Source organism: Duncaniella muris (genome assembly GCF_003024805.1).
GTDB lineage: Bacteria > Bacteroidota > Bacteroidia > Bacteroidales > Muribaculaceae > Duncaniella > Duncaniella muris.
Map to the genome: position 1 here is coordinate 44,749 of NZ_PUEC01000004.1, position 25,884 is coordinate 70,632.

Sequence of the window (25,884 nt, forward strand, 5' to 3'; positions counted from 1 at the left end):
ATGAAGAGACCGTTAAAATATTTTTGAAATATCTCAAATAAGGTTTATCTTTGCGGAAACGAAATCAGAAATAGTTATCCTTACAACATACCTGTACCACACAAATTATTATCATGGAAAATAACAAGAACATGTCAATGAGTCGCAACCATGTGGAGCGGACATTGGGAAAGCCGGCATCCGAGTTCACACGGGCCGATATTATAGAGTATATCAGGCGTGAAGGAATCGAGATGGTCAATTTCATGTATGCCGCCGCTGACGGACGGTTGAAGACTCTCAACTTTGTGATCAATTCCCAGGAATATCTGGAGACCATATTGTCGACGGGCGAACGTGTCGACGGGTCGAGCCTGTTTCCGTTTATCGAAGCCGGCCGCAGTGATCTTTATGTCATACCCCGCTATTCATCGGCCTTCCGCGATCCGTTTGCCGAACTGCCTACTCTGACGCTCCTGTGCAGCTATTTTGACAAAGATGGGCAGCCCCTTGACAGCGATCCGCGCCGTATTCTCGAACGTGCCTGCAAGGAATTCACCGAGGTTTCAGGTCTGGAGTTCGAATGTATGGGCGAACTTGAGTTCTATGTTATCGGAGCCGATACCGGTATGTTTCCGGCCACAGATCAGAAGGGCTATCACGAATCCGGACCTTTTGCGAAGTTCAATGACTTCCGCACCAAAGCCATGTCGCTGATTGCATCGACCGGCGGCCAGATCAAATACGGCCATTCGGAAGTAGGCAATTTCAAACATAATTCCCTTATTTACGAACAGAATGAGATTGAGTTCCTGCCAAACCCCGCACTGAGTGCCGCCGACCATCTTCTGCTTGCCAAGTGGGTGATCAGAGAACTCGCCGCTAAGGAAGGCCTCAACGTCACATTCGCGCCCAAAATCACTGTCGGTAAAGCCGGGTCAGGCTTCCATATCCATATGCGTCTGATGAAAGACTGCCATAACATGACCCAGAGCGCCGACCGCACTCTCAGCAATGAAGCGCGCCGTGCCATTGCCGGTCTCATGACTCTCGCTCCTTCAATCACAGCTTTCGGCAATGCCAACCCGACGAGCTATCTGCGCCTTGTGCCTCATCAGGAAGCGCCGACCAACATATGCTGGGGTGACAGAAACCGCTCAGTGCTTGTCAGAGTTCCTCTTGGCTGGACTTCGGGCAAAGACATGTGTGTCCAGGTCAATCCGGCTGACAGATGTGAGATCGAGACTTATGGCAAACAGACGTTTGAGATGCGTTCGCCGGACTGCTCGGCAAATGTCTATCAGCTGATGGCTGCGCTCTGCGTGGCTGCCCGCCTCGGTTTTGAAATGGACGAAAAAGACGCTCTTGATATCGCATCACGCACTTATGTCGATGTGAATATCCATGCTAAAGAAAATGCCGAGAAGCTTGCAGGTCTTGAAACTCTTCCCACCTGCTGCGTTGAGTCTGCCGAGTGTCTTGAAAAACAGCGTTCGATCTACGAGAGCCGCAATGTGTTCGCACCCGCGATGCTCGATGATCTGATCAGCCAGCTCAAGGCATTTGATGACAAGATGCTCGCAGCCAGAGTGAATGCCGATCCGATAGAGCTGCAGAAGCTTGTCAACCGCTATTTCTATTGCGGATAAGCATTCTGCATGGCGCTATCGGCAAACAAGTAAAGAACCGTAATATAATCATTCTTATAACATCACCCTCAGACCACATTGTAGTTATGTCTGCCCAGCAACGTATCACCGAACTCCGAAAAGAACTCGACCGCCTGAATCATGCCTACTACGTAGAGAATTCGCCATTGGCGAGTGACTATGATTATGACATGATGATGAAAGAACTTGAAAAACTTGAATCCGAACACCCTGAATTTGACGATCCGCTCTCACCGTCACATCGCGTGGGATCCGATATAACCAAAGGGTTTACCCAAGTGGCTCATGTCAGGCCGATGCTTTCGCTGGGCAACACCTACAGCGTGGAAGAGGTGGATGACTGGATTCGCCGCTGCAATGACTTGCTCGGAAATCTCGAAGGACTTAAATCGGTGCCCATTGTCGGTGAGATGAAGTTTGACGGGACCAGTATCTCGCTCATCTATGAAAACGGACGTCTGGTTAGAGCTGTGACCAGAGGCGACGGAGAGAAGGGCGATGATGTGACTGAAAACGTCAAGACCATACGCAGCATCCCCCTGGTGCTTCAGGGGTCAGGCTATCCGCAGTCATTTGAGATCCGTGGCGAGATTGTGCTTCCCTGGAAAGCTTTTGACCGTCTGAACGAGGAGCGGGCTTTCAATGAAGAACCTCTGTTTGCCAATCCGCGCAATGCAGCGGCCGGAACCCTTAAGATGCAGAATTCGGCCGAAGTGTCGCGCAGAGGACTTGACGCATATTTCTATTATCTGATTTCCGATGAGCTCCCGGCTGACAATCATTATGACAATATGATAGCTGCCCGGTCATGGGGATTCAAGGTCAGCAATCTGATGACTCTGATGGATTCGATCGAGGAGGTCGATAGTTTCATCACTCGCCTTGACCAGGAGCGCAAGGAGTTGCCGGTCGCTACTGACGGGCTTGTTTTCAAGGTCAACAGTCTTCGCCAGCAGCTGAATCTTGGCTATACATCCAAATCGCCCCGCTGGGCGATTGCCTACAAATTTTCGGCAGAGCGCGCCCTGACCTGCCTGCGCTTCGTGTCATTTGAAGTAGGTCGCATGGGGGTGATAACCCCGGTGGCCAATCTTGAGCCGGTGCTGCTTTCCGGCACGATTGTGAAACGGGCTTCGCTTCATAATGAAGACATTGTCAAGACTCTTGGAATCCATGAGCATGACATGCTCTATGTGGAGAAGGGAGGGGAGATCATTCCCAAGATAACCGGAGTTGACGAGGCGGCGCGTGAAGAGGGTGCGATGCCGATAAAGTTTGTGACCCATTGTCCGGACTGCGGCACTTCGCTTGTGCGCATTCCCGGCGAGGCGGCATGGCTCTGTCCCAACAAGTATGGCTGCCGTCCGCAGATCATCGGACGTCTTGAGCATTACGTAGGCCGCCACGCAATGGATATTGACGGAGTGGGAGAGGAGAACGCCGCTCTGCTCTATGATGCCGGACTTGTCAGAAACATTGCTGATTTCTATATTCTGCAGGCCTCTGATCTGGAGCAACTCGACCGCATCGGTCCGCGTTCGGCTCAGAGGATTCTTGAGGGTGCCGAGAAATCGAAGAGTGTGTCGTTTGACAGGGTTGTCTATGCGCTTTCAATTCCGTTTGTCGGAGAGACTGTGGCCAAAAAGCTTGCCAAGGGGACTCGTGACATTGACACTCTGATGGGCATGAGCCGTGATGAGCTGGTGGCTATTGATGATATCGGTCCGCGTATAGCCGATGCTGTCATTGAATATTTCAGTGTTGAATCAAACCGTGAGATCATAAACCGCCTCAGAGAGTATGGGCTTCAGATGTCATTGCCTGAAGAGGAGGAGTCGGAGAAGTCCGATCTGCTGGCGGGCAAGACAATAGTGATCAGCGGAGTCTTTGCCCGACATTCCCGCGAGGAATACAAGGAGATGATCGAGCGCAACGGAGGTAAAAATTCCGGCTCGATCTCGAAGAAGACTTCATTTGTACTTGCCGGTGACAATATGGGGCCGGCTAAACTCGAAAAGGCCAAATCTCTTGGAGTCCCGGTCATCAATGAAGACCGGTTCCTTGAAATGCTCACGGAATAAAAAGTATTCCTTGTTTTGAAAAACAGATAAGATCAGCCGTCTGTGACTCGGAATGTAAGAGTCACAGACGGCTACCTGTTTTCGGAAATCGGTATTGGGAAATTACAGAGAAATTCCTTTGTCTTTGAGGAATTCTTTGTAGACGCGTGAAAACTGCTCGTTGGCGGCTTTGGGATAGCGGACTTCGGCAAAAACCTGTGCGAGATTCTGTTTGCCGTTTTCAGTTACAAACTTCATGGATGCCGGATTGGCTTCTTCGGCGGCATAGAATTCGCGGATTTCTGCGTCAGTCGGATTGTGATAGCTTTCCGAGTGGACCACGGCATCAAGCGGCAATCGGTCCTGAAGTTCCGGAGTTTCGGCGGGATAACCGACGGTGACGGTTATGACAGGGATCACGTCAGACGGAAGCGCGAGCGCATCGGAAATCTGAGAGGCGTTATAGGTAGTAGTGCCGAGATAGCAGGTGCCGAGGCCTTCCATTTCAGCTACAGTGCAGAACTGCTGTGCGAAGATAGAAGTGTCGATTACGCCCCAGGTGAACCCCTGGAGGTTGTTCATGCCGCCCTGTGTGCCATTGAGTTCACACCAACGGTTGAAACGGTTCAGATCGAGGCAGAATGTAAGCACTGCGGCGGCGCCTTTGATAGCCGGCTGGCAGAAATGGGCCGGAGCAAGGGCTGCGATCTTTTCCGGATCGCGGTTTATGATTACGGAATAGATCTGCATGTTGCCTGTGTTGGCCGCACGCGATGCCTTTGCAAGCAGCTCGCGCAGAAAAACTTCGCTGACGGGGCGGGACAGATCGTATTTGCGTATAGTCCGTCGGGTAGAAAAGTAGTTATTTTTATCCATTGATGCTGTTATCAGAGTTTGTCAATAATCAAAATTGAAATCGGGCTGCAAGTTACAACTTTCCGGTAAGATGTAAATAACTTTAAGTGCGAAATTTTGCTTTATCGGAAATAAATGTCCAACTTTGCAGTCTCTAAAACTGCTTCTTAAATATCACTAATGAAAATAGATAAATACACTTTCGAACAGGCTTTCAACGAGTCTGTCAAGTATTTTGACGGAGACGAGCTCGCTGCAAAAGTCTGGGTCAGCAAGTATGCGCTTAAAGATTCATTCGGCAACATCTATGAACTGACTCCTGCCAACATGCACCGCCGTCTTGCCAACGAGTTTGCAAGGATTGAGAACAAATATCCCAATCCGCTCAGCGCACAGGAAATCTATGAACTGCTTGACGGATTTAAATATGTGGTTCCTCAGGGGAGTCCTATGGCCGGAATCGGCAATAACTTTCAGACCGGATCGCTGTCAAACTGCTTCGTGGTAGGTCTTGACGGACATCCCGATTCATATGGCAGCATCATGAAGGTGGATGAAGAGCAGGTGCAGCTGATGAAGCGCCGAGGCGGAGTGGGCCACGATCTCAGCGATCTTCGTCCGAAGGGAATGCCGGTCAAAAATTCCGCGCTGACCTCAACCGGACTTGTGCCGTTCATGGAGCGCTACTCCAATTCAACCCGCGAGGTGGCGCAGGACGGACGTCGCGGTGCGCTGATGCTCACCGTGGCCATCAAGCATCCTGATTCGGAACGCTTTATTGATGCCAAACTTGAACAAGGCAAGATTACAGGAGCGAATGTTTCTGTCAAGATTGACGATGAGTTCATGACCTGTGTGGAGCGTGAGGAAAAATACACATGCCGGTTCCCGATCTATGGATCTGATCCGCAGGTGAAGACTGAGATCAACGCTAAGGCTCTTTGGAACAAGATTGTCTACAACGCCTGGAAATCGGCTGAACCCGGAGTGCTGTTCTGGGACACAATTCTGCGCGAATCTGTGCCTGACTGCTATGCCGATCTCGGATTCCAGACTGTTTCGACAAATCCGTGTGGCGAGATCCCTCTCTGCCCCTATGACAGTTGCCGTCTGATCGCCATAAACCTCTATTCATATGTAAAGAATCCTTTCACATCCGAGGCCTATTTTGACTTCGATCTTTTCAAAGAGCATGTCGGAAAAGCCCAGAGGCTTATGGATGACATCATTGATCTTGAAATGGAAAAAATCGATGCCATTATCGAAAAGATCAAAGCCGATCCTGAAAACGAAGAGGTAAAGGCTACCGAGCTGAATCTTTGGGACAAGATTAAGAAAAAAACGCTTAAGGGACGCCGTACAGGCCTCGGCACTACAGCTGAAGGTGATATGATCGCGGCTCTCGGCCTTCGCTACGGCACATCCGAAGCCACCGCGAAGTCGGTAGAAGTACACCGCGCTCTCGCGCTTGCAGCTTTTGCCTCTTCGGTCCAGATGGCCAAGGAGCGCGGAGCTTTCGAGGTCTATGACGCTGCCCGCGAACGCAACAACCCTTACATCAGCCGTATGCGTGAGGCTTGCCCGGAACTGGTGGCTGATATGGAGGCCAACGGTCGTCGCAATATAGCCTGCCTGACCATAGCACCCACAGGAACCACATCGCTCATGACCCGCACCTCATCAGGAATCGAGCCCGTGTTCATGCCGGTCTATAAGCGTCGGCGCAAGGTCAACGCCAATGATGCGGATGTGCATGTTGATTTCGTCGACGAGTCTGGTGATGCTTTTGAGGAATTCGTGGTCTATCATCCCAAATTTATCGAGTGGATGCGCATCAACGGCATAGAAGTGCGCAATGATTACACTCAGGCAGAACTTGATTCACTTGTGGAGCGTTCTCCGTATAACAAAGCGACAGCCAATGATATCGACTGGCTTGAAAAGGTCAAAATGCAGGGAGCTGTGCAGAAGTGGGTGGATCATTCTATCTCCGTTACCATAAATCTTCCGGCCGATACGGATGTTGAACTTGTCAACCGCCTCTATATGGAAGCCTGGAAAGCCGGCTGTAAAGGTTGTACGATCTACCGTGATGGCTGTCGGTCCGGAGTGTTGATCTCGGCCGATGAAAACAAAAAGAAAGACCGCGAGAAGGGTGTGGATACTCCGGCTGATCAGGAAGCGAAAGACGGAAAGCAGTCCGGCACACCGGAAATACCCGCGGTCCATCCTGTGGGCAAGCGTCCGATAGAGCTTGAAGCCGATGTGGTCAGATTCCAGAACAATAAAGAGAAGTGGATTGCGTTTGTCGGCCTGAAAAACGGACAGCCATATGAAATTTTCACCGGTCTTGCCGATGACGAAGACGGTATTTTCTGTCCGAAGTCAGTGTCGAAAGGAAAAATCATCAAGGCTACTGACGACAAGGGAAACAAGCGATATGACTTCCAGTTTATCAACAAGCGAGGCTATAAGACAACTATCGAAGGCCTTTCTGACAAGTTCAATCCCGAATACTGGAACTATGCCAAACTCATTTCCGGAGTGCTCCGTTACGGAATGCCGATTGACCAGGTGATAAAACTTGTCAACGGTCTTGAACTCGACTCGCAGTCGATCAACACCTGGAAAATGGGTGTTGAACGCGCGCTGAAAAAGTATCTGCCGTCAGGCACTCCGGCCGGAGGCCAGAAGTGTCCTAACTGCGGACAGGAAACACTTGTCTACCAGGAAGGATGCCTGATCTGTACATCATGCGGCTCCTCGCGCTGCGGATAAGATCAGAGAATTGATTTCAGCGTGACCGGGGTATTGTGGTCTGTAAGATAGAGCTGCTCGCGTGGCTCGTAATGGTCTGAAAAAATCGAGGCGGCAGTGTCAGTCATGGCATTGCCGCTGACTTTTATGCCTGCCATTTCAAAGGCTGAGGGGCAGAATGAGCGTGAGGTGGAAATCAGACATGAGATGTTTCGGCCTACGGCTGCTGCAATATCAGGATATGATTCTCGATATCCGGCGGACAGCCATGCGATCATCGGGACATGGACCTGATAGAGGGTGGGGCGCGGAGAGGCGTGTAGGAAACGGCCGGAGCCATTGTCAAATATGTCTTCTCCGTGGTCAGATGTGTAGAGCAGGCCTGCAAATGCTCCGTCAATGGAGTCGAGCCGGCTGATGCAGTCGGTCAGCAAGCGGTCTGTGGCCACGATGGTGTTGTCATATGCATTTATGAGTTTGTCGCGGTTGCTCTTGGTGGCTTCGGTATAGTCACACGGGGTAAACAGTTCGTCGTTTTTGGCATAACGGTCGAGATAGTTGAAGTGTGAGCCGTAGGTATGGAGGACTATGAGCTGCTTTAGAGCTTCCTGGGCGAGGATGTTGTCAAGCCAGGGAAGGAGATCGGAATCAGGCCGGCTGTTGCGGCTGAGCGAAGTGGCGTTTTCATCAAGTTCCTTTATGAAAACACAGGTGTCACTCTCTTCTGCAAAGAAGTCGATGAACGAGCGGTTGTAGCGCTGGTTCGACAGAAAGGCGGTGGAGAATCCGGCTTCCTTGAATGCCGTGATGAGGCTTTTCACCTGATAGATATCGGTGTTGAAATCTGTAGCATTGACCGGACTGAGCAGCATCGGTACGCTCTTGTGGGTGGTGTTGCTCTCGCTGTAGGCTTCAGGTGCGGCATAAATGTCATTGCGATCGGCCAGCCGGGGATTGGTCGGACGGTTGTAGCCAAGAAGTTGCCAGTTATCCGCACGTGCGGTCTCTCCGACAACGAGGAGATAGATTTCACGCTTGTCAGACGGATGCACCGAATGTGCGTCATATTTGAAATTGGCTGATGTTTCGGAATAGCGGCCGGTCTTGGCAGTGCGGTCAAAAGCAAGATACACGTTGTAGCAGACATTGGCCGGATAGAGATGATCAGTGACTGCATATGCGCCTCCGGAATAGCTGAGTGCAAGGCTGATGAGCCCGGCTGCCGTCACTCCGGCAGATAACAGACAGTTCTTTTTCAGAAATTTTTCAGACAGACGGACTTTTTTGCGGATGAATATCACACCATTGGTCAGTGACGGGACGTAGAGGACCACGACGGCAATGATTACCGGGAGCATATTGCCGAGCAACTCGGCAACTTCAGAAGTATTTGTGGTCACAAGGTTCAGGAACATGTCGACCGCGATGACGCTCCGTCCGTAGAGATCAAGCAGGACAATCTGGAAAGCTGCAAAAAATATCAGCGGAAACATCAGCCAGATGCTCCGTCCGAACTTCGGCGAAAGGCTTGACAAAAGCCAGATAATGCCTGCGGGGAGCAGTATGTTTGTCAATGCTCCGGCAAGAGAGAGCTGTTCGGTGAATGAAAGTATGAAATTGGGGAGGAGGAGAGTCAACAGAAAATAATAAAAAGCAAAATACTTATACATGTGCATTATGGCTGATTGCTGATTCCTTGATTAGTCTGAGAGTTTGTTTAAAAACAAACTCTGAATATCCTGGTGAAGAGTCTGCTCAGAAAGCCTCGTTCAGGCCGAACATGAAGCCGCTGGAATGTTTGCCGAAACCGATGTCGACCCGGACGTTGGCGTTCTTTTTGAATTCCCACCGGTATCCGATGCCGTATTCCGGCAAAAGACGGTCAAACCGGATGTCGGAAAGTTTGTGATATATGCTTCCGACTCCACCCCAGACGGCAATCCCGGAGCGTCGGTAGATGTGCTGGCGAAGTTCCACGGCCATGTCTGAGGCGCATTTGTCGCGATAGCGGCCTTCATAATATCCGCGCATGGCTCCGCCGCCAAGAAATGGCAGTTTTCCCCAAGGAGTATTGCCGTATGTCCATTCGCTATGGAAGTGAGAGGCAAGAATCGCACCGGCCCAAAGCGGAGAATAGATGTTGAAGTTTATTTCCGTGCTGGCAAAGTCATGATTCCGATTTCCTATGAAGCGTGGAGCAAAAAGCTGTATGAGTTCGAAGAGCACTCCGGAATGCGGATAAGTAAGGTTGTCGCGCAAATCATATTGCAGGCGCCCGCCGACCTCAGCAGAAAAATAGCGATGGTCTTCGCCTTGCCAGGGTGTAGGATCGGCTATACTGCCGGCGCTGGTATAGCTTAATTCAACCGCCGGCCCAAGATACAAGCCTGGAGCCAGCCGCCATTCATAGTCGCCAGTGAGCGTCAGATCAAAAAGATTGTATTTGGTCTTGTTGGCATTATCGTTGTTCCATGTATAGCCGATTCCCCAAAAATATGTGGAAAACGACTGAAAGTCGAGCGAATAGTTGACACGCCTGGAGTTGAACGGGTAGACGTGAACACCGTCGATCCCGACAGAGTAGTATCCTTTGGTGGCAATGTCTCCTTTAAGTGATATATTTGAAGCGGGGAGCAGTGTGTCTGTCGGGCATGTCGAGTAGTCTCCTGCAATAACGATGCCTAAGCCGAGACCTTTTTCCGATGAATAGTGCGGACCACCGAGAGGAGTGAAGTTTGGACGGGTGGTAAGTTTGCGCTTGTTGGATTGATCGAAGTAGTGGATAAGCCGGCCTATAATGCCTTTATGCTGCTGCGGGACGGAGTCTGCCGGTTCAGACGCCGCCATAGACAATGGCTTTATAAGCAATAAAATTAGCAATATGTAAACGAAGCGTGTGTGTTGTTGCTGCATGAGTACAAAGTTATGCAAAAATAATCATATATTATGAACGGTTTTGTAGCTGAAACGGTTTTGGAAATTGTCTAAAGTTCATATTGCTGTGTTTGTGGAAACCGGCGTGATTTCAATGGGGTGATTGTCTTGTTATTCCAGTTGTGTGGCGGCTAAAGAGTAGACGCTGATACGAGTGGCGGGAGATGCTTTTTTTATGGCTTGGGCACATGCAAGAATAGTCGAGCCTGTAGTGATCACATCATCAACCAGAAGTATGTGACGGTCTGCGATAAGTTCCGGATCCGGCAGTGAATAAGCCCCAATGGTGTTCTGCAGTCTGGCATGGATATCTTTTCGGGTCTGCGAACGGTGCCATGAGGCTTTCAGAGGTGTTTCGACCGGCAGACCGCATACATGACCGAGGCCTTTTGCAATTTCTTCAGCCTGATTGTAGCCTCGTTTTATCTTTTTCAAAAAGTGCAGGGGCACAGGCACAAGGGCGTCGATATCATCAAAGAATCCGGAGTCAGACAATTCTTTGGCGTGGAGCGATGCAAAATGGCGTCCTACTTTCGGGCGGTTGCGATATTTGGTGTCATGGATTATTGCCGTATATGGGTTGCCTCGGCGGTAGTAGAACATCGAGGCCGTTTTTTCGATGCGGCAGGATGGGGAGAACAGCCTGTCGGCAAGGGAGTTGGATGCTGATTTATGGAAATTGGTCACAGGCATGTCAAGCAGACATTGCAGGCAGATGAAGTCTTCGCCGTCAACGAGCGGACGATGGCAGACGGTGCAGACGTCGGGGAAGATTATGTTGACGAGCCCACGAAGCCAGCGGCCGGCAACCCCAAAACTATTGCCAGGAGTCATCTGAATCAGGTTTGTAGTTTCTCATCAGGTCTGCTATCAGCGGATATTCAAATCCACGCTGCATCGCATATCTGGTCACTTTTATTTTGCTCTCTCGGCTCAACGGCCACTCTTTCATTGACCGGATTTTGGAGGCGATGACTCTGAGGGCTATAGCGGAGTATTCTTCATCTTCGAAATCGTCACATGCGCTTTCTATTATATCCGGAGGCAGGCGTTTTGCCCAGAGTCCCTGCCTGATTTTCCTGCGGCCCCAGCCACTGAAATGAAGCTTATCATGGGCATAGGCTTTAGAGAATCTGCGGTCATCAACGAATTTGAGTTCGATGAGCCGTGAGATCACTTTGGCCGCAACTCCGGCACTCACACCCAATGATGACATTTTTTTCAGAAGGTCAGGAGTGCATTGCTCACACTTGGCGCATAAAGCGGCCATGCGGGAAAGCGCATTTTCATATGTCAGAGGGGGCTGGCGTCTGAGCATGGTGTGATTCCTATTTACGGGCTATCATGAAACGAGTTTTGGCATGCAGGTCGGGGAGCAGGCTGACATCGCGCCATCCTGATTGCTGCATCCAGTCTTTCAGGCTGTCGGCGGTCAAAGGATTGAGCTCGAAATAAAGTCGTCCGCCATCAGTCAGCGCATCAGCGGCATAATCGGCTATGGCCTTGTAGAATTTCAGCGGGTCGCTGTCAGGCACGAAAAGCGCAATGGCCGGTTCATGGTCAAGAACATTTGCATCCATCGCGCTTTTTTCTTTATCCATGACATAGGGCGGATTGGAAACGATAATGTCATATTTTGCCGTGAGTGCCGCGCCGAGATCAAGGGCATCGGCTGTCTGAAAATCGACTTTGACTTTTTGCAAAGCGGCATTTTCCTTGGCAACTGCGATAGCCCGGTCGGAAATGTCGATGGCAGTGACTTCAGGAAAGTTCATGAACTTGGCCAAGGCTACGGCTATGCATCCTGAACCGGTGCATACGTCAAGCACTTTCAGATCAGGCTGGGGATTGTCTTTTGTTATTATGTCAACAAGTTCTTCTGTCTCAGGCCGGGGTATGAGAACCGCAGGGCTGACCTTCAGGGTCATGCCATGCCAGTATGTGTCGCCAAATATATACTGTATAGGCTCGTAGGCAAGCAGGCGGTCAATGACTTCGTTGACTCTCGTGACGGTGAAGTCCGAAACCTCCTTGTCGGCCCGCATCAGAAGTTCTACCTGATTCCATCCCTTGATGTGCTCCATTATGATCCGAAGCAGCCATGAGGCCTCGCTCCCGCCATAGACAGGAGTCAGACGGGAGCGTGAGGCATCAAAGAGTTGTTTCAGCGAGGTCATTTGTTTACAGAAGTGTAGATCTCGATGTTGTCAAGAGCGAGATAACCGGGGGTGTTCAGACCGTATTCACCAGCATCGGAACCTTCGAAGTTGAACACAACGCGGTTTACGTTTCCAAGGGCTTTCAGATTCCAGTCTTCCCAGTCATTATCAAGATTTTTTGTTTTCGAACCTGCGCGGTAGTCACAGAGATAGAGCTCCACGGGACTTCCGGCTGTCATATGTCCTGTTGCGTCATATCCGTAAGCAAGCACTTTGAACCAGCCGTTGTTTGCTTTTAATGGCTGAGCGAATCCATTTCCATTCTGAATTACGCCATACACATAAGATGTATTGCAGATTTCAATTTCTCCAATTGTAAATTCGGCGTTGTTGTCAAAATGGAATCCGCCTAAAGAAACTTCTTTTCCTGAGCCATAGACAGATGAAATGCTTGAAGCATCGCAAGAGCCGTTGATCACTGCAAATGTGTTGGAGTTGTCATCACCGGCTCCGCGGTTTGCGCCGTCGACAGATTCCACATTATATACGCTACACTGATTATTGAAGGAATACCACCAGTCGCCGGTCTTGTCAGCAGGATTCGAACGGAGATTGAACTGAGAGAGGAACATGCCTCCATTGTATAACGTCGCTATGCCGGGATAAAAGTCACCTTGGGTATTGAGTCCGAAAGTGATAGCATTGGCACCCTTGTTGAATGCGATCGATCCGGAGGTGAATCGATCATCGCCAGTGTAGTCTGAATAGAGGTTTGCGCCATAGGAGTCAGGCCCGGCTAAAATAACATCCGTGTTTTCAAATGTGATTTCGCCGACTTTGGCCATTCCTTTGGGGCCATCGTTGTCATCATCGCTACAAGATGACAGCAGAGGGAGTGAGATCGCACAGAGTGCGAATGCGCAGATTTTGAAATTGTTGTACATGATTTGAATAGTTGATGTTGTTAAATGATCTATCGTGTGAACTGAGAAGCCGGAACTTTAGCAGCAAGAGGAAATTCAATGGCAAAAGTCGTGCCCATGCCCGGCTCTGATCGTTTGACATAGATATTGCCTTTGTGATATTCTTCCACAATGCGTTTTGTCAGTGTCAGGCCAAGCCCCCAGCCGCGTTTCTTAGTAGTGAAGCCCGGATTAAAAATTGTTTTGTGATTCTTTTTTGGAATGCCTTTGCCGGTATCTGCAATTTCTATAACGGCAATGTTTTTGTCGTGATGAAGTGCAATGGAAATGCTGCCGCTTCCCTCCATTGCGTCAACGGCGTTTTTGATCAGGTTTTCCATTACCCATTCTGCCAGAGGTGATGACATGGAGACCGGAAGTTCTGTGGAGCATGGTGTCACGCTGAGTTTTATGCGGCTTGATATGCGAGAGGACATATATTCGGCTGAATGGCTGACGATGGTGTTGAGATCTTCGATCTCCATAGATGGCCGCGAGCCGATTTTAGAAAATCGTGATGCAATTGTCGACAATCGTTTTACGTCCTTGTCCATTTCCGCTACAATCTCCTGGCTGACACCGGAATCCGGCAGGAGTTCGAGCCATGCCATCAGCGATGATATGGGGGTGCCAAGCTGATGGGCGGTTTCTTTAGAAAGACCGACCCAGACCTTGTTCTGCTCCGCCCGTTTGGTAGACGAAACGGCATAATAGACAATCAGAACGAACGCAAGCAAAACCAGTATCTGAACATAGGGATAGAAACTCAGGCTTTTCAGCACTTTTGAATCTTCGTAGTAGAGATGCTGACTTCCTGCGGCACCCATGTCGATATCAATGACGTTTGGAGTCTTACGCAGATCATCAAGCTTTGCCAGCAGAAAACGGCGGTTGGCATCGCTTAGCCCGAAAATGGCAGCAGAGTCTTCGGGTTCAGGCAAGGTGAAGTTGCGCTGCATGATAATATGACCGTCATCATCGGTGAGCAAGACCGGAATGGTTCTGTTGCGTTCGATGATCGAGAGCAGAAAATCGAAATTTGACGGTAATACGTCAGAGTCTCCGTTTCCGGCATTTACAATCTCGCGTGTGGCATCAGCCCATATCTGCATCCGCTCCCGTTCCTGCTCTGACAGGTCTTTGACCAGTGAATCGGAATAGAACAGAAATATGCCGACCACTGCCACCGACAGAATCAGAAAGCCGATGAAGCCTTTGCGCCTTATGTCATAGATGTTTCCGCTCAAAGCCTGATTTAACGTAGGGTGAAGATTGATTCTGACAACAATCAGAAGTTGCATGAATGATCTCCGGAAGGAATATCATCCATGCAACTTCGTTGATATCAGTTATCGTAATGCAGTCTCACTGATTTTGGATCAGTGTTTGTCATCAACAACCGAACAGCCGGAGCAACGGGCTGAAATTTCAGTAAAGAAGTCGTTGCCCTTATCATCTACGAGGATGAAGGCGGGGAAGTCTTCCACTTCAATTTTCCAAATGGCCTCCATGCCGAGTTCGGGATATTCGAGGAGCTCTACCTTCTTGATGCTGTTCTGAGCGAGAATAGCAGCCGGGCCTCCGATTGATCCGAGATAGAACCCGCCGTGCTTGTGGCATGCGTCAGTAACCTGCTTGCTGCGGTTGCCTTTGGCGATCATTACCATAGAGCCACCTGCAGCCTGGAACTGATCTACATATGAGTCCATGCGGCCTGCTGTTGTCGGGCCGAATGAGCCTGAAGGCATACCTTCGGGTGTTTTGGCCGGGCCGGCATAGTAGATGGGGTGATTTTTGAGATACTGAGGCATGGGTTCGCCATTATCAAGACGTTCTTTGATCTTTGCATGGGCTATGTCACGGCCTACGATGATGGTGCCGTTGAGCGAAAGGCGTGTGGCCACAGGATACTTTGTAAGTTCAGCCAGAATTTCAGGCATCGGACGGTTTAGATCGATCCTGACAACATTGCCTTCGCCTTGTTTACGATATTCTTCGGGGATCAGTTCGCCGGGATTGCTGTCGAGTTTTTCAACCCAAAGGCCTTCGCGGTTGATTTTCGCTTTTATGTTGCGGTCAGCCGAACATGAAACTCCGAGGCCGACGGGGCATGAGGCTCCATGACGGGGCAGACGGATCACCCGGATGTCATGAGCGAAGTATTTGCCTCCGAACTGTGCGCCGAGGCCAAGACGTTCAGCTTCTTTCTTGAGCACTGCTTCAAGTTCTTTGTCGCGGAAAGCGTGGCCGAGTTCATTGCCATGATCAGGCAGATTGTCGTAATATTTTACGGATGCTTTCTTGACGGTCTCAAGGTTCTTTTCAGCTGATGTGCCGCCGATTACGAATGCGATGTGGTAAGGAGGGCAGGCCGCGGTTCCGAGGCTCTTCATTTTCTCAACCAGGAAGGGTACGAGGGTTTTGGGATTGAGAATGGCCTTGGTTTCCTGATAGAGGTAGGTCTTGTTGGCCGAGCCGCCGCCTTTTGCTACAAAAAGGAATTTGTATTCATCGCCTTCAGAAGCATGGATGTCGATCTGGGCCGGGAGGTTGCAACCGGTGTTGACTTCGTCATACATGGTGAGCGGCGCGTTCTGTGAATAGCGGAGATTATCGGTGGTGTAAGTGATGTAGACACCCTTGCTGATTTTCTCTTCGTCATCACAGCCTGTGTAGACATTCTGACCCTTTTCGCCGTGAACAATCGCGGTGCCGGTATCCTGGCAGAAGGGGAGTGCGCCCTTGGCTGCAACTTCGGCGTTGCGGAGCATGGTCAGGGCGACAAACTTGTCATTTTCCGATGCTTCAGGATCAGAAAGGATCTTCGCTACCATTTCGTTGTGTTCTCGACGCAGCATGAACGCATTGTCATGTGTGCATGCACGAGCAAGCACTGTTAGCGCTTCGGGATCAACCACGAGGAATTCGTGTCCGCCCCAGTTTTCAACTTTGACGTAGTCGGAAGTCAGTTTGTAATATTCAGTTGTATCAGGTCCCAGCGGGAACATGGGCTGATATTTGAACGGTTTGGTTGCCATATAATTATACTTTGAGTTTTTTCAGATAATCCGAAAGGACTTACTTGAGTTGACAAATGTACGAACAAAATTTTAAACCGCAAGCGAAAATAAGATGCTATTTTAGGTTAACCACCGTGATTCCGGCACCACCGAAACGGACATCTTCGTCATGATAGGAACTGATTCCGGAAGTGGTTGAAAGCAGTTCGCGAATAGCCTGCCGTAAAGCTCCGGTGCCTGTGCCGTGAAGTATGCGCACGCGGGCTACGCTGAAGCGTATGGCATCATCTATAAAATAGGTGACAGCCTGGATGGCCTCATCGGCTCTCATGCCTCTGACATCAATCTCCTGCTTGAACTGAAGCTGACGTTCATAGCCGGAATCAATGGTCTGCATCGAAATGCTTGATTTGGTTTCGGTTTTTGGCTTGGCATCTGTAACCGTCAGACGGTCTGTCTTGACCGTGGTCTTGAGGTTGCCGAAAATCACAAGCGCGTTTTTCCCGGATACTTCCAGCACGGTCCCTACGGTACTGCCTCCGTCGAGGCGCACGTTGGCTCCGACTGTAACTTCGCGTTTGGCCGGAGATGTCTCACGGTCTGCCTGGACGTTGTGCTTCCCCTTTTTCTTTTTGGGAACTTTCGCCAGGAGTAAATTGGAGTCCTTGTAGCGGTTGCCTTCGCGTTCGAGCTCTATACGCTCTTCCTTGAGCTTGCGGCGGGCTTCCAGAGTTTTTTCGCGCTCGGCGTTGGCTTCCTTGATGTCAGCTATGGTACGTTCGATAACGGCATTTGAAGAGTCGAGAATCTTTTTGGCCTCAGTCCTCGCTTCTTCAATAATCTCGCGGCGTTTGCTTCTGAGCTGGTCGGCGTTTTCAGCGTATTGCGCCAGCATCTGTTCGAGTTTTTTCTCCTTCTGACGTATGGCTGTACGCTTGTTTTCCCAATAGCGCTTGTCACGGGTGATGTCAAGAAGATAGTTGTCAAGATTCACGTATTCTTTCCCGACAATATCTTCGGCTGACTGTATGATCTCTGCCGGCAGACCGATTTTCCGGGCGATCTCGACTGCAAACGAACTGCCGGGATTGCCGATGGACAATTTGAACATCGGCTGCATGAGATGCCTGTCATAAAGCATAGAGCCGTTGATAAGGCCTGTGGTGTCTTCGGCAAATTGTTTCAGGATCTGATAGTGTGTGGTCACAATGCCCCACATTTCTTTCCCGTTCATTTGCTCAAGAATGGCACGGGCAAGCGCGCCGCCAATCTGAGGTTCTGTCCCGGAGCCCATTTCGTCAATCAGAAAGAGGGTGCCTTTGCGGCCTCGCTGAAGCATGAACTTCATGCTGCGCAGGTGGCTGCTGTAGGTCGAAAGGTCATCTTCAAATGACTGGTCATCGCCGATGTCAACAAAGATGTCCTGGAAAATGCCGATGTGGGAGTTGTCATGTACCGGCGGTAGCAGTCCGCATTGAACCATATACTGGATTGTGCCGACTGTTTTAAGACAGACGGACTTACCGCCGGCATTCGGACCGGAAATGACCAGAATGCGAGTCTCGCGGTTCAGAGCAATGTCGATGGGCACGATTTCGCGGCCCTGATGTTCCAGCGAAAGTTTAAGAACGGGATGGCAGGCATGATACCACTCCATCTCTTCACGGTCGTGCAGATTCGGTAATGAAGCACCGACAGCCTCTGCGTAATGGGCTTTGGCATTGATGAAATCCAAGTTGTATATGACTCCGGCCCCTGCGAGCATTTCAGGAATGTGAGGTCTGAGCTCATCGGATATAGCAGTCAGGATTCGAATTATTTCGCGATGCTCTTCGAGCTGCAGTTCACGGGTCAGATTGTTGGCCTCCACAACTTCAGCAGGCTCGATAAAGATAGTCTTTCCGGATGCTGATTCGTCATGGACTATTCCCGGTATCTTCCGCTTGTTCATCGGAGGAACCGGGAGCACAAGGCGTCCGTCGCGCACGGCTGGAGAAGCATCGGCTTCCAGCCATCCCTGGGCGATTGCGGAGCTCAGAACTCGACGTAAAATCGAATTGACACGTCCCGACATGCTGCGCAGATGCGAGCGGATTTCAGCCAGCACCACAGAGGCATTGTCTTTGACAAGACCAGATGCCGGATCAATGGCTTTGTCGATTGTTAATCCGAGAGTCGACGGAATATAGTTAAGCGGGTCGCTAAGGCGTGATAACTGTGGATATGGGGTATGTCCGTCCTCGTTGTGACGGCGAAAATATGATGCAATCCGTGAAAAGCATTCAAGCATGCGTCTCACTTTCAGCAGATCCTTCACTTCAAGGAATGTGCCGGGTATTTTGATCACTGCCAGATCACGGTCGATGTCATCGACGCCTTCAAGAGGTAATGTTTCATCGCTATGATTGGCCCGTTGCATTTCATCAACAGCCAGAAGTGCCGCCTTCACGGTCTCGAAATCAGTCTGGAATGACATTTCCGAACAGAACTGACGCGCTCCTTCGCAATGACATTTTTTTGACAGCTGTGACCTTATGGCAGCAAAGCCTATCTTTTCTTCTATTTTGTCAGGATAAATCATGATGCAAAATTACATAGAATTTTTCAACATTCGATAATGTAATGTTGTTTTGTATAAAAGGTATTGTTATATATACAACTAAAATTTAAATAATTATGAAATTCAAACGCTTAATGTCAATGACTGCGACTCTCGTCTTTTTATTGGGAGGTGCAACAGCAGTAGCCCAGGCGCCGGTCAACGGGGGCGGCAATCCCGGTATCGTAATGGCCGGATCGCAGAATTACAGTCAGTTGCCTGAAAAAGCCCGCGCGTTTATTGCAAAGCATTTCAAAGATATCGGCATACGCAAATGTGAAAAATATTTCGCAAAAGGGAAATATGAAGTTGAACTATCCAATGGTGTTGACCTGGAATTTAACACAGACGGGAATCTGATTGAGATTGATGCTCCCGGTGACATGATGCTCCCGGTAGCCGTTGTCAAAGATATGCTTCCTTCGAAAGCATATGAACGTCTTGCAAAAGACGGATTCAATGCAATGGTTGAATCTGTAGAATTCAACCGAGGGAAGGTGTATGAAGTTGAACTCAATATACCGGGACCAGATACTTATGTGTTTGATCTAAACGGTGTGTTTCTTGCTATCGAAGACTGACGTGGCAATATATAAAGAATAGTATAACGCGGTCTAAATTTGCTTTTAAAAGCATTTACGTGGAGGTTTGTTGCACAATTTTATTAATTTTGCAGCAAACTTCCACGTTTTATATATTGATCCATGAAATTTGTCCGTATTGTAGAGCAGTTTATCAACCGTCACCATCTGATTGACAGAGCCGACACTGTTATTGTCGGCCTCAGCGGTGGTGCCGATTCCGTGGCTCTTTTGACAGTACTCTGCAATCTTAATTATAACGTGGTTGCCACTCATTGCAATTTTCATTTGCGCGGCGAAGAAAGTATGCGTGATGAGGCTTTCTGCCGAAAATTATGCTCTGACAGAAATGTGAGGCTACTGGTGCGGAATTTCGATGTTGATTCCCGACGCAGGGAGGCTGGAGAATCTCTGGAGATGGCATGCCGCGCATTGCGATATGACTGGTGGAGGAGCCTGTTAAAAGAAAATGTAGGCTCAGTGATTGCCGTCGGTCATCACCGGGAGGACAATATCGAGACTTTTTTCCTGAACTTATTCCGAGGCAGTTCTCTCACAGGCCTAAAGGGCATGCTTCCTCGCAATGAACTGGTGGTGCGCCCACTGCTGGAATGCAAGAAGAGCGAGATTTTGGCATATCTTCGCGACCACCACTTGAAATATGTAACCGATTCAACCAATGCCGACAATTATTATAAGCGCAATCGGATACGCAACCGCCTGATGCCGCTGATTTCTGATGAATTCCCAGGTGCTATAGATTCGGTAGCGCAGACAATCGGACATCTTGCCGACAATTATGGCCTATACCGGGATTTTTGCCGTAAATTGCATGATAGGTATGTTGATGCTGACGGAGTGATTGATTTGTCTGCGATTTTGGAGAATGAATCTTATCCGCGGATGGTTCTGTTTGAAATCCTGTCTGATTATGGGTTCAATATGAGTCAGGTTGAAAATATCATTTCCGGATTTGACGGGACAAATGGAGAAACTACATTTGCAGGCAAGACATATCATGGCCGGAGCAGCTCATATTTTCTTGATCGTGGCAAGCTGGTGCCGTTGGACGATCTGAATGACGGACAGAATGAAGTGACAGTAGATCTCAATTGCCATCCTTTTGAAACGCGGAGAATGACTGTGGCTGAATTCACAGTATTGAAGAACGCGCGGATGCTCAGGCCGGAAGCAATGTATGCCGACAGTGGAATAATGCTCGAAGCTCCGGAATTCATTATGCGCGGATGGCGGACCGGAGACCGCATGCGTCCGTTCGGCCTTAAAGGCAGCAAACTACTGAGCGATCTGTTCAGCAATGCAAAACTGTCGCTTAATGAAAAAAAAGGAGTAAAAGTGATTTTGCGGAACTCTGATATTATCTGGATTCCAGGAGTGAGATGTTCTGCTTTGTTTCCAGTAACCGATAAGACAGAAGAAGTAATAGAAATAACATATAAGCCTTTGCGCAAATAGCTGTTATATGAAAGAATTGTTAATAAAAAATATGGTCTGCCATCACTGCGTCAGGGCTGTCGAGCAGATTCTGCGGGATGTAGGGGCCGAAAATTTTAATGTCGAGCTTGGAAAAGCCACATTGGAGCAGCCTCTGTCAGACGCTGCAATGGATCAGCTGGTGTTGCGTCTGCGCCGTGACGGGTTCGAGCTTATTGCTGATCGTGAATCGGAAATCGTTGAAAAAACCAAACATGCGATTCTCCATCATGTCAGGGAAGAAAAAGAAAAGCAACACAACCTTTCAGAGTGCATTGAGCGGCAACTTGGTATGAGCTATGACACGGTGAGCCGGATTTTTTCGGCCAAAGAGGGCAGGACACTGGAGAAATATCATATAGCGCAGCGCATCGAACGGGTCAAAGAATTGCTTCAGCACGACGAATATACCCTGAGTGAGATCGCATATATGATGGACTATTCAAGTGTGGCCCATCTGTCCCGACAATTTAAGAGTGTCACCGGGCTGACTCCGTCTGAGTATCTTCGCGGGTCCAGGGAGCGCCTTGGGTTGCATGAGATCTGACTGACAGGGAGGAATTTGGTAAATTATTTCGACAATTGTGTAACGCAGACGGCATGAATCGGCAGTATCTTTGTGTTGGAATAACATAAAGATCATAAGCTATGAATTTCAGCCATTTTTTCACATCTCTGATTGCAATAGTCAATGAGATGTCACCTTATATTATATTAGGTTTTATTATCGCAGGCTTCCTTCACGTTTTCATCAGGCCTGACACAATGGGGCGGCATCTTGCCGGCCGTGGAATAAAGCCTGTTATGAAAGCCGCGCTGCTCGGCATACCGTTGCCATTGTGCTCCTGCGGTGTTCTTCCTACAGCAGTCTCTTTACGCAGACAGGGTGCGTCAAAGGGCGCGACAACATCATTCCTTATAGCGACACCTCAGACCGGAGTCGACAGCATTGCAGCGACTTATTCGCTTCTGGGGTTGCCGTTTGCCATCCTTCGTCCAGTCGGAGCTTTGGCCGGTGCTCTTTTAGGTGGCGTTGCCGTAGGCAGGTTAGACAGTGACAGTCAATCCGGATCTGAAACCGCATGTCACTCAACTGCGGGCGGCCATGAGCATTCTGATGCAGGCTTTGTAAAAAAGATTATTGAGGCTGTCCGCTACGGACTTGTCGACATGGTAGGCAGTGTAGGCAAATGGCTGGTAATAGGTCTGATTGTCGCAGCTTTAATCACCGTGCTTGTGCCGGATGAACTGTTCTTGGGGCTCAGTCAGTATCCTTTGCTTGCCATGCTGGTCATGGTTGTGGTGTCAGTGCCAATGTATATATGTGCCACCGGCTCAATTCCTATCGCTTTGTCTCTTATAGCCAAAGGTCTGACACCCGGAGTCGGTTTTGTGCTTCTGATGGCCGGGCCGGCAGCCAATTTCGCATCCATGATGATTCTGTCAAAGACAATCGGGCGTAAAAGCACATATATATATGTCGGCTCGGTGGTTTTAACAGCCATTCTTTTCGGACTTGCGATTGATTATCTGCTTCCACGCGAGTGGTTCATGCCTTCTGTGTCGCATCTGTCACCTCATTGCCACCATACTTTCGGAATATTTGAAAGCATGTGCAGCCTATTGCTGTTGTGTCTGCTCGTTTATTCAGGAATCAGACAGCACAATTGCAAAATAGACCATCAGCATAATCTTAACACAAATGCAAGTAATATGAAACAGGTTTATATCATTGAAGGAATGTCTTGCAGTCACTGTCAGGCATCTGTAAAGAAAGCTATCTTAAATCTTAAGGGCGTTCAGTCTGTAACCGTGGATCTCGGTTCGGGAGAGGCAGTGGTTGAAGGCGATGTTGACGCCAACACTGTCCGCGAGGCGATCTATGAGGCCGGATTTTCGGTTAAAGAGTAAACTGCCGGACTGAAAAAGCAATTCGCGGGTGCCTGATATTTGACCGGGCATCCGCGAATTTGTCTGTAAAATAGTTTCTTGTCATCGGCTTCGGATTGCAGCCGGGAATTTGTCCGTCGGATATCAATCTTCTTCGGAAAGTCTGTTGCGGTCAATGGATGCGGCAATCTGCTTGTTGGCCTTTACGCCTAACTTTTGAAGATTCTGCGCCCTGGTGACAAGGTTTCCTGTTCCGCAGCTTAATTTTGTCATGGCATCGTCAAAAGCCTTTCTGGTTGATCCGAGGGCTTTTTCTATTTTCTCCATGTCTTTGGTGAAATCCGCGAATTTGTCGTACATCTTGCCTGCCTCCTCAGCGATGGTGATGGCATTGCGCGTATGGCGGTCGCGACTCCATAACTGCGCTATGAGTTTCAGGCCGGAAACAAGATGTGTCGGTGATACGATCAGCACATTTTTGTCATAAGCTTCCTGCCAGAGTGTAGGTTCAAGACGCATGGCGGCGATATAGGCCGGTTCCGTGGGAATGAACATCATGACGAAGTCGAGTTTTGCATCACCCACATAATCCTGATAACGTTTTCTGGCGAGTTCGTCAATATGTTTCCGTACGGAACGTACATGCTTCACTGAGGCAATCTGCCGGCTTTCATCATCAGTGGCATTGGCATAGTCTACAAATGCGGTGAGCGATACTTTGGAATCAATCACTACAAAGCGTTTGTCTGGATAACGGACAACAACGTCCGGACGCAGTAGCGTACCGTCTTCATTCCGCAGAGTGTTCCCGGTCTCATCAGTACTTGCCTGGATGAAATATTCGACATTTTTCTGCAATCCTGATTTTTCGAGTATGGATTCGAGCACCATTTCACCCCAGTCACCTTGCACTTTGCTGTCACCGCGAAGGGCTTCTGACAGTTCCTGAGCCTGTCGGGAGATAGACTGGTTGAGACTTACCAGATCTTTTATGCGTTCTGAAAGTGAAAAGCGCTCACGGGCTTCATTGTTGTATGTCTCTGTGACTGTCTTGCGGAATTCTTCAATGTTGGAGTGGAGAGGCTGGAGAATTTCACGCAGTTTCTCCTCATTCTGCGTTTTCAGATCTGTGGTATTCTGTCTGAGAATGTCGTTGGCGAGATTTTTAAATCTGTTTTCAAAAATCTGTTCCTGCTCGGCCCTGTTTTTTTCGGTTTCAGCTTTTTCTGCCAGCAGCATTTCTATACGAGCGCTCAACGCCGAATTCTCTTCCTTGACAACGGTTGTTTTGGCGACGGCTTCGTCAAGCCTGCACATGAGCCCCTCATTTGCTGCTTTAAGATCTGTCAGTGTGGTGTTAAGAGACTCAATCCGGGATGAAGACTCGATTTTAATTTTCTCACACTCCAGTCTTAAGGCCATGTTTCCCTGCTCGCACATTCTGGATTCCTGCTCTAAACGGCGAAAAACAAGTGCAAAATAGACTGCGGCTCCACCAGCGATGAAGACCAGCAATACAAGAATTATGATTGTCATGATTTCAGTTCAACACTAAATTCCCAAGAGCGCGGTTCGATGTTGATGCAAACGAATAAGCCCGCGCAAACTGACGGATTTTTGCAAGAGTTTCGTTTTTTGGACAAGGGGGAGATTTCTGCTGAGAAGATGAGATTAGAGTAACGGTTGGAGGAGTAGAATTTTTATCCATAGGCATGTACCTTTTGTGATCGTGCAATATTGAAGTGAGTTATTAGTCCAACGCTTTTGCGGGACTATTTATTGTTGACCGGACCTAATAATTCATGATTGTCAGATACGGATTGAATATTTTTTTGCATGAGGCTTGGAGTATTCACAAATTTCACTACCTTTGCTGTGACCACATTTCTGAGGTCGCTAATATACATGAATCACTATTTATGGATCTTGTCGTAATCAATGACTCCGAGCCTCGACGCCTTGCCTTTTATTTGGCTGAAGAGGAATATCTTGCAAGAAAATATCCTGACAGAGATTTCTTTTTTGCATGGCAGGTGAAGCCCACCGTTATCATAGGGCGCAACCAGCAGATGGCAAAAGAAGTCAATGTTGACTTCTGCCGGAATGCCGGAGTGGAAATTGTCCGCCGCAAAAGCGGTGGGGGTGCTGTAGTCGCCGATATGAATAACATAATGTTTTCGTATATCACATCGTCAGACGATGTTTGTGGCACCTTCGGGAAATACACTTCTATGGTTGTGGCCTCTCTCAGGATGCTGGGTCTTGACGCGTCAGACAACAGCCGCAATGACATACTTATCGGAGACCAGAAAGTGTCCGGAAATTCATATTATCATATTCCCGGCAGAAGCATAGTGCATGGCACAATGCTGTATGACTATGATCCGGTTCTAATGGGAAATGCTCTTACTCCGTCTCACAAGAAAATGTCGTCTCACGGGGTGAAATCAACACGTAGCCGTGTGACTACCATAAAAGAGAAGTTGCCCGAACTTTCAATCTCAAATTTTCTTGATCATGTATTGCACACAGTCCCAATGGGAGGAAATGTGCTGACTCTTACCGCAGATGATCTGAAAGAGATTGAAAAAATAGAGCAGGAATATTATGCCGAATCATGGCTGAGAGGCAAAAATCCCAAAGGATCGCTTCAGATAAGTGAACGTATTGACGGAGTGGGAGAAATATGCATTGACCTTTCTGTTTCTCACGGCCTGATTTCTGATTTCGAAATGACCGGAGATTATCTTGAGAACACCGATGCATCAACGGTATTGAAAAATCTGCTTGTCGGGTGCCCGTTCGATCGGGAGGCGGTTTTAAAATTGCTTGACACAATCGAAATCCGGGATATTATTCCCGCATTGACATCCAGACAGATTGTTAACCTTATATTCTGAAAAACCTAATCAAAACATTGTTTA

General features: G+C 48.9%; 19 protein-coding genes. 8 read left to right on the top strand and 11 right to left on the bottom strand.

Translation table 11 applies throughout. The annotated features are described in order from the left end of the window. Nucleotides 1–113 precede the first annotated feature (113 nt). Nucleotides 114–1,628, top strand: a complete 1,515-nt coding sequence (locus C5O23_RS02540; RefSeq protein ID WP_107031388.1) for a glutamine synthetase family protein — start codon at nucleotides 114–116, stop codon at nucleotides 1,626–1,628. 86 nt (nucleotides 1,629–1,714) lie between these two features. Then, entirely contained in the window at nucleotides 1,715–3,730 is a 2,016-nt protein-coding gene (ligA, locus tag C5O23_RS02545; RefSeq protein WP_107031389.1) for an NAD-dependent DNA ligase LigA, read from the top strand. Nucleotides 3,731–3,832: 102 nt separating this feature from the next. Here the strand turns inward: ligA and C5O23_RS02550 are convergent, their stop codons facing one another. After that, nucleotides 3,833–4,585, bottom strand: a complete 753-nt coding sequence (locus tag C5O23_RS02550; RefSeq protein WP_107031390.1) for a nitroreductase family protein — start codon at nucleotides 4,583–4,585, stop codon at nucleotides 3,833–3,835. 159 nt (nucleotides 4,586–4,744) lie between these two features. Between C5O23_RS02550 and C5O23_RS02555 the strand changes: the two genes are divergently transcribed. Next, on the top strand, nucleotides 4,745–7,342 hold the full coding sequence (locus C5O23_RS02555) for an adenosylcobalamin-dependent ribonucleoside-diphosphate reductase (RefSeq protein WP_107031391.1): 2,598 nt from the start codon (nucleotides 4,745–4,747) through the stop codon (nucleotides 7,340–7,342). A gap of 2 nt (nucleotides 7,343–7,344) precedes the next feature. Here the strand turns inward: C5O23_RS02555 and C5O23_RS02560 are convergent, their stop codons facing one another. The 9 genes from C5O23_RS02560 to C5O23_RS02600 all read right to left on the bottom strand — a co-directional run bounded on the left by C5O23_RS02560 (nucleotide 7,345) and on the right by C5O23_RS02600 (nucleotide 18,977). Continuing rightward, nucleotides 7,345–8,991: a phosphoethanolamine transferase gene (locus C5O23_RS02560; protein WP_161553529.1), complete on the bottom strand. Its 1,647-nt coding sequence runs from the start codon at nucleotides 8,989–8,991 to the stop codon at nucleotides 7,345–7,347. 85 nt (nucleotides 8,992–9,076) lie between these two features. Then, a complete protein-coding gene (locus C5O23_RS02565; protein ID WP_161553530.1) occupies nucleotides 9,077–10,168 on the bottom strand; it encodes a BamA/TamA family outer membrane protein in 1,092 nt (363 codons plus the stop codon). A 198-nt stretch (nucleotides 10,169–10,366) separates the two neighbouring features. After that, entirely contained in the window at nucleotides 10,367–11,089 is a 723-nt protein-coding gene (locus C5O23_RS02570) for a ComF family protein (RefSeq protein ID WP_107031394.1), read from the bottom strand. After that, the gene (locus tag C5O23_RS02575) at nucleotides 11,073–11,573 is read right to left on the bottom strand and encodes a regulatory protein RecX (RefSeq protein ID WP_107031395.1); all 501 of its coding nucleotides are present in this window, start codon (nucleotides 11,571–11,573) and stop codon (nucleotides 11,073–11,075) included. The genes C5O23_RS02570 and C5O23_RS02575 overlap by 17 nt, the downstream gene beginning before the upstream one ends. A gap of 10 nt (nucleotides 11,574–11,583) precedes the next feature. Continuing rightward, complete coding sequence (gene prmC, locus C5O23_RS02580) at nucleotides 11,584–12,432, bottom strand: peptide chain release factor N(5)-glutamine methyltransferase (protein WP_107031396.1); 849 nt, start codon at nucleotides 12,430–12,432, stop codon at nucleotides 11,584–11,586. Then, nucleotides 12,429–13,358, bottom strand: a complete 930-nt coding sequence (locus C5O23_RS02585) for a DUF4465 domain-containing protein (protein WP_107031397.1) — start codon at nucleotides 13,356–13,358, stop codon at nucleotides 12,429–12,431. The genes prmC and C5O23_RS02585 overlap by 4 nt, the downstream gene beginning before the upstream one ends. Before the next feature lie 29 nt (nucleotides 13,359–13,387). Next, entirely contained in the window at nucleotides 13,388–14,677 is a 1,290-nt protein-coding gene (locus tag C5O23_RS02590) for a sensor histidine kinase (RefSeq protein ID WP_107031398.1), read from the bottom strand. Nucleotides 14,678–14,755: 78 nt separating this feature from the next. Further along, a complete protein-coding gene (locus tag C5O23_RS02595; RefSeq protein ID WP_107031399.1) occupies nucleotides 14,756–16,414 on the bottom strand; it encodes a fumarate hydratase in 1,659 nt (552 codons plus the stop codon). 97 nt (nucleotides 16,415–16,511) lie between these two features. Continuing rightward, the gene (locus tag C5O23_RS02600; RefSeq protein ID WP_107031400.1) at nucleotides 16,512–18,977 is read right to left on the bottom strand and encodes an endonuclease MutS2; all 2,466 of its coding nucleotides are present in this window, start codon (nucleotides 18,975–18,977) and stop codon (nucleotides 16,512–16,514) included. A gap of 95 nt (nucleotides 18,978–19,072) precedes the next feature. Here C5O23_RS02600 and C5O23_RS02605 point away from each other — a divergent pair, with 95 nt between their 5' ends. The 4 genes from C5O23_RS02605 to C5O23_RS02620 all read left to right on the top strand — a co-directional run bounded on the left by C5O23_RS02605 (nucleotide 19,073) and on the right by C5O23_RS02620 (nucleotide 22,981). After that, nucleotides 19,073–19,576, top strand: a complete 504-nt coding sequence (locus C5O23_RS02605) for a PepSY-like domain-containing protein (protein WP_107031401.1) — start codon at nucleotides 19,073–19,075, stop codon at nucleotides 19,574–19,576. A 123-nt stretch (nucleotides 19,577–19,699) separates the two neighbouring features. After that, nucleotides 19,700–21,052, top strand: coding sequence for a tRNA lysidine(34) synthetase TilS (tilS, locus tag C5O23_RS02610; RefSeq protein ID WP_107031402.1), 1,353 nt, complete (start codon nucleotides 19,700–19,702; stop codon nucleotides 21,050–21,052). 7 nt (nucleotides 21,053–21,059) lie between these two features. After that, nucleotides 21,060–21,617: an AraC family transcriptional regulator gene (locus C5O23_RS02615; protein WP_107031403.1), complete on the top strand. Its 558-nt coding sequence runs from the start codon at nucleotides 21,060–21,062 to the stop codon at nucleotides 21,615–21,617. Nucleotides 21,618–21,718: 101 nt separating this feature from the next. After that, complete coding sequence (locus tag C5O23_RS02620; protein WP_107031404.1) at nucleotides 21,719–22,981, top strand: SO_0444 family Cu/Zn efflux transporter; 1,263 nt, start codon at nucleotides 21,719–21,721, stop codon at nucleotides 22,979–22,981. A 123-nt stretch (nucleotides 22,982–23,104) separates the two neighbouring features. Here the strand turns inward: C5O23_RS02620 and C5O23_RS02625 are convergent, their stop codons facing one another. After that, nucleotides 23,105–24,496, bottom strand: a complete 1,392-nt coding sequence (locus C5O23_RS02625; protein WP_107031405.1) for a DNA recombination protein RmuC — start codon at nucleotides 24,494–24,496, stop codon at nucleotides 23,105–23,107. Nucleotides 24,497–24,879: 383 nt separating this feature from the next. On the opposite strand from C5O23_RS02625, the gene C5O23_RS02630 reads away from it, so the two are divergent. Beyond that, nucleotides 24,880–25,860 (top strand): lipoate--protein ligase, encoded by a 981-nt coding sequence (locus C5O23_RS02630; protein WP_161553532.1) that lies wholly within the window; start codon nucleotides 24,880–24,882, stop codon nucleotides 25,858–25,860. Nucleotides 25,861–25,884: the final 24 nt, after the last annotated feature.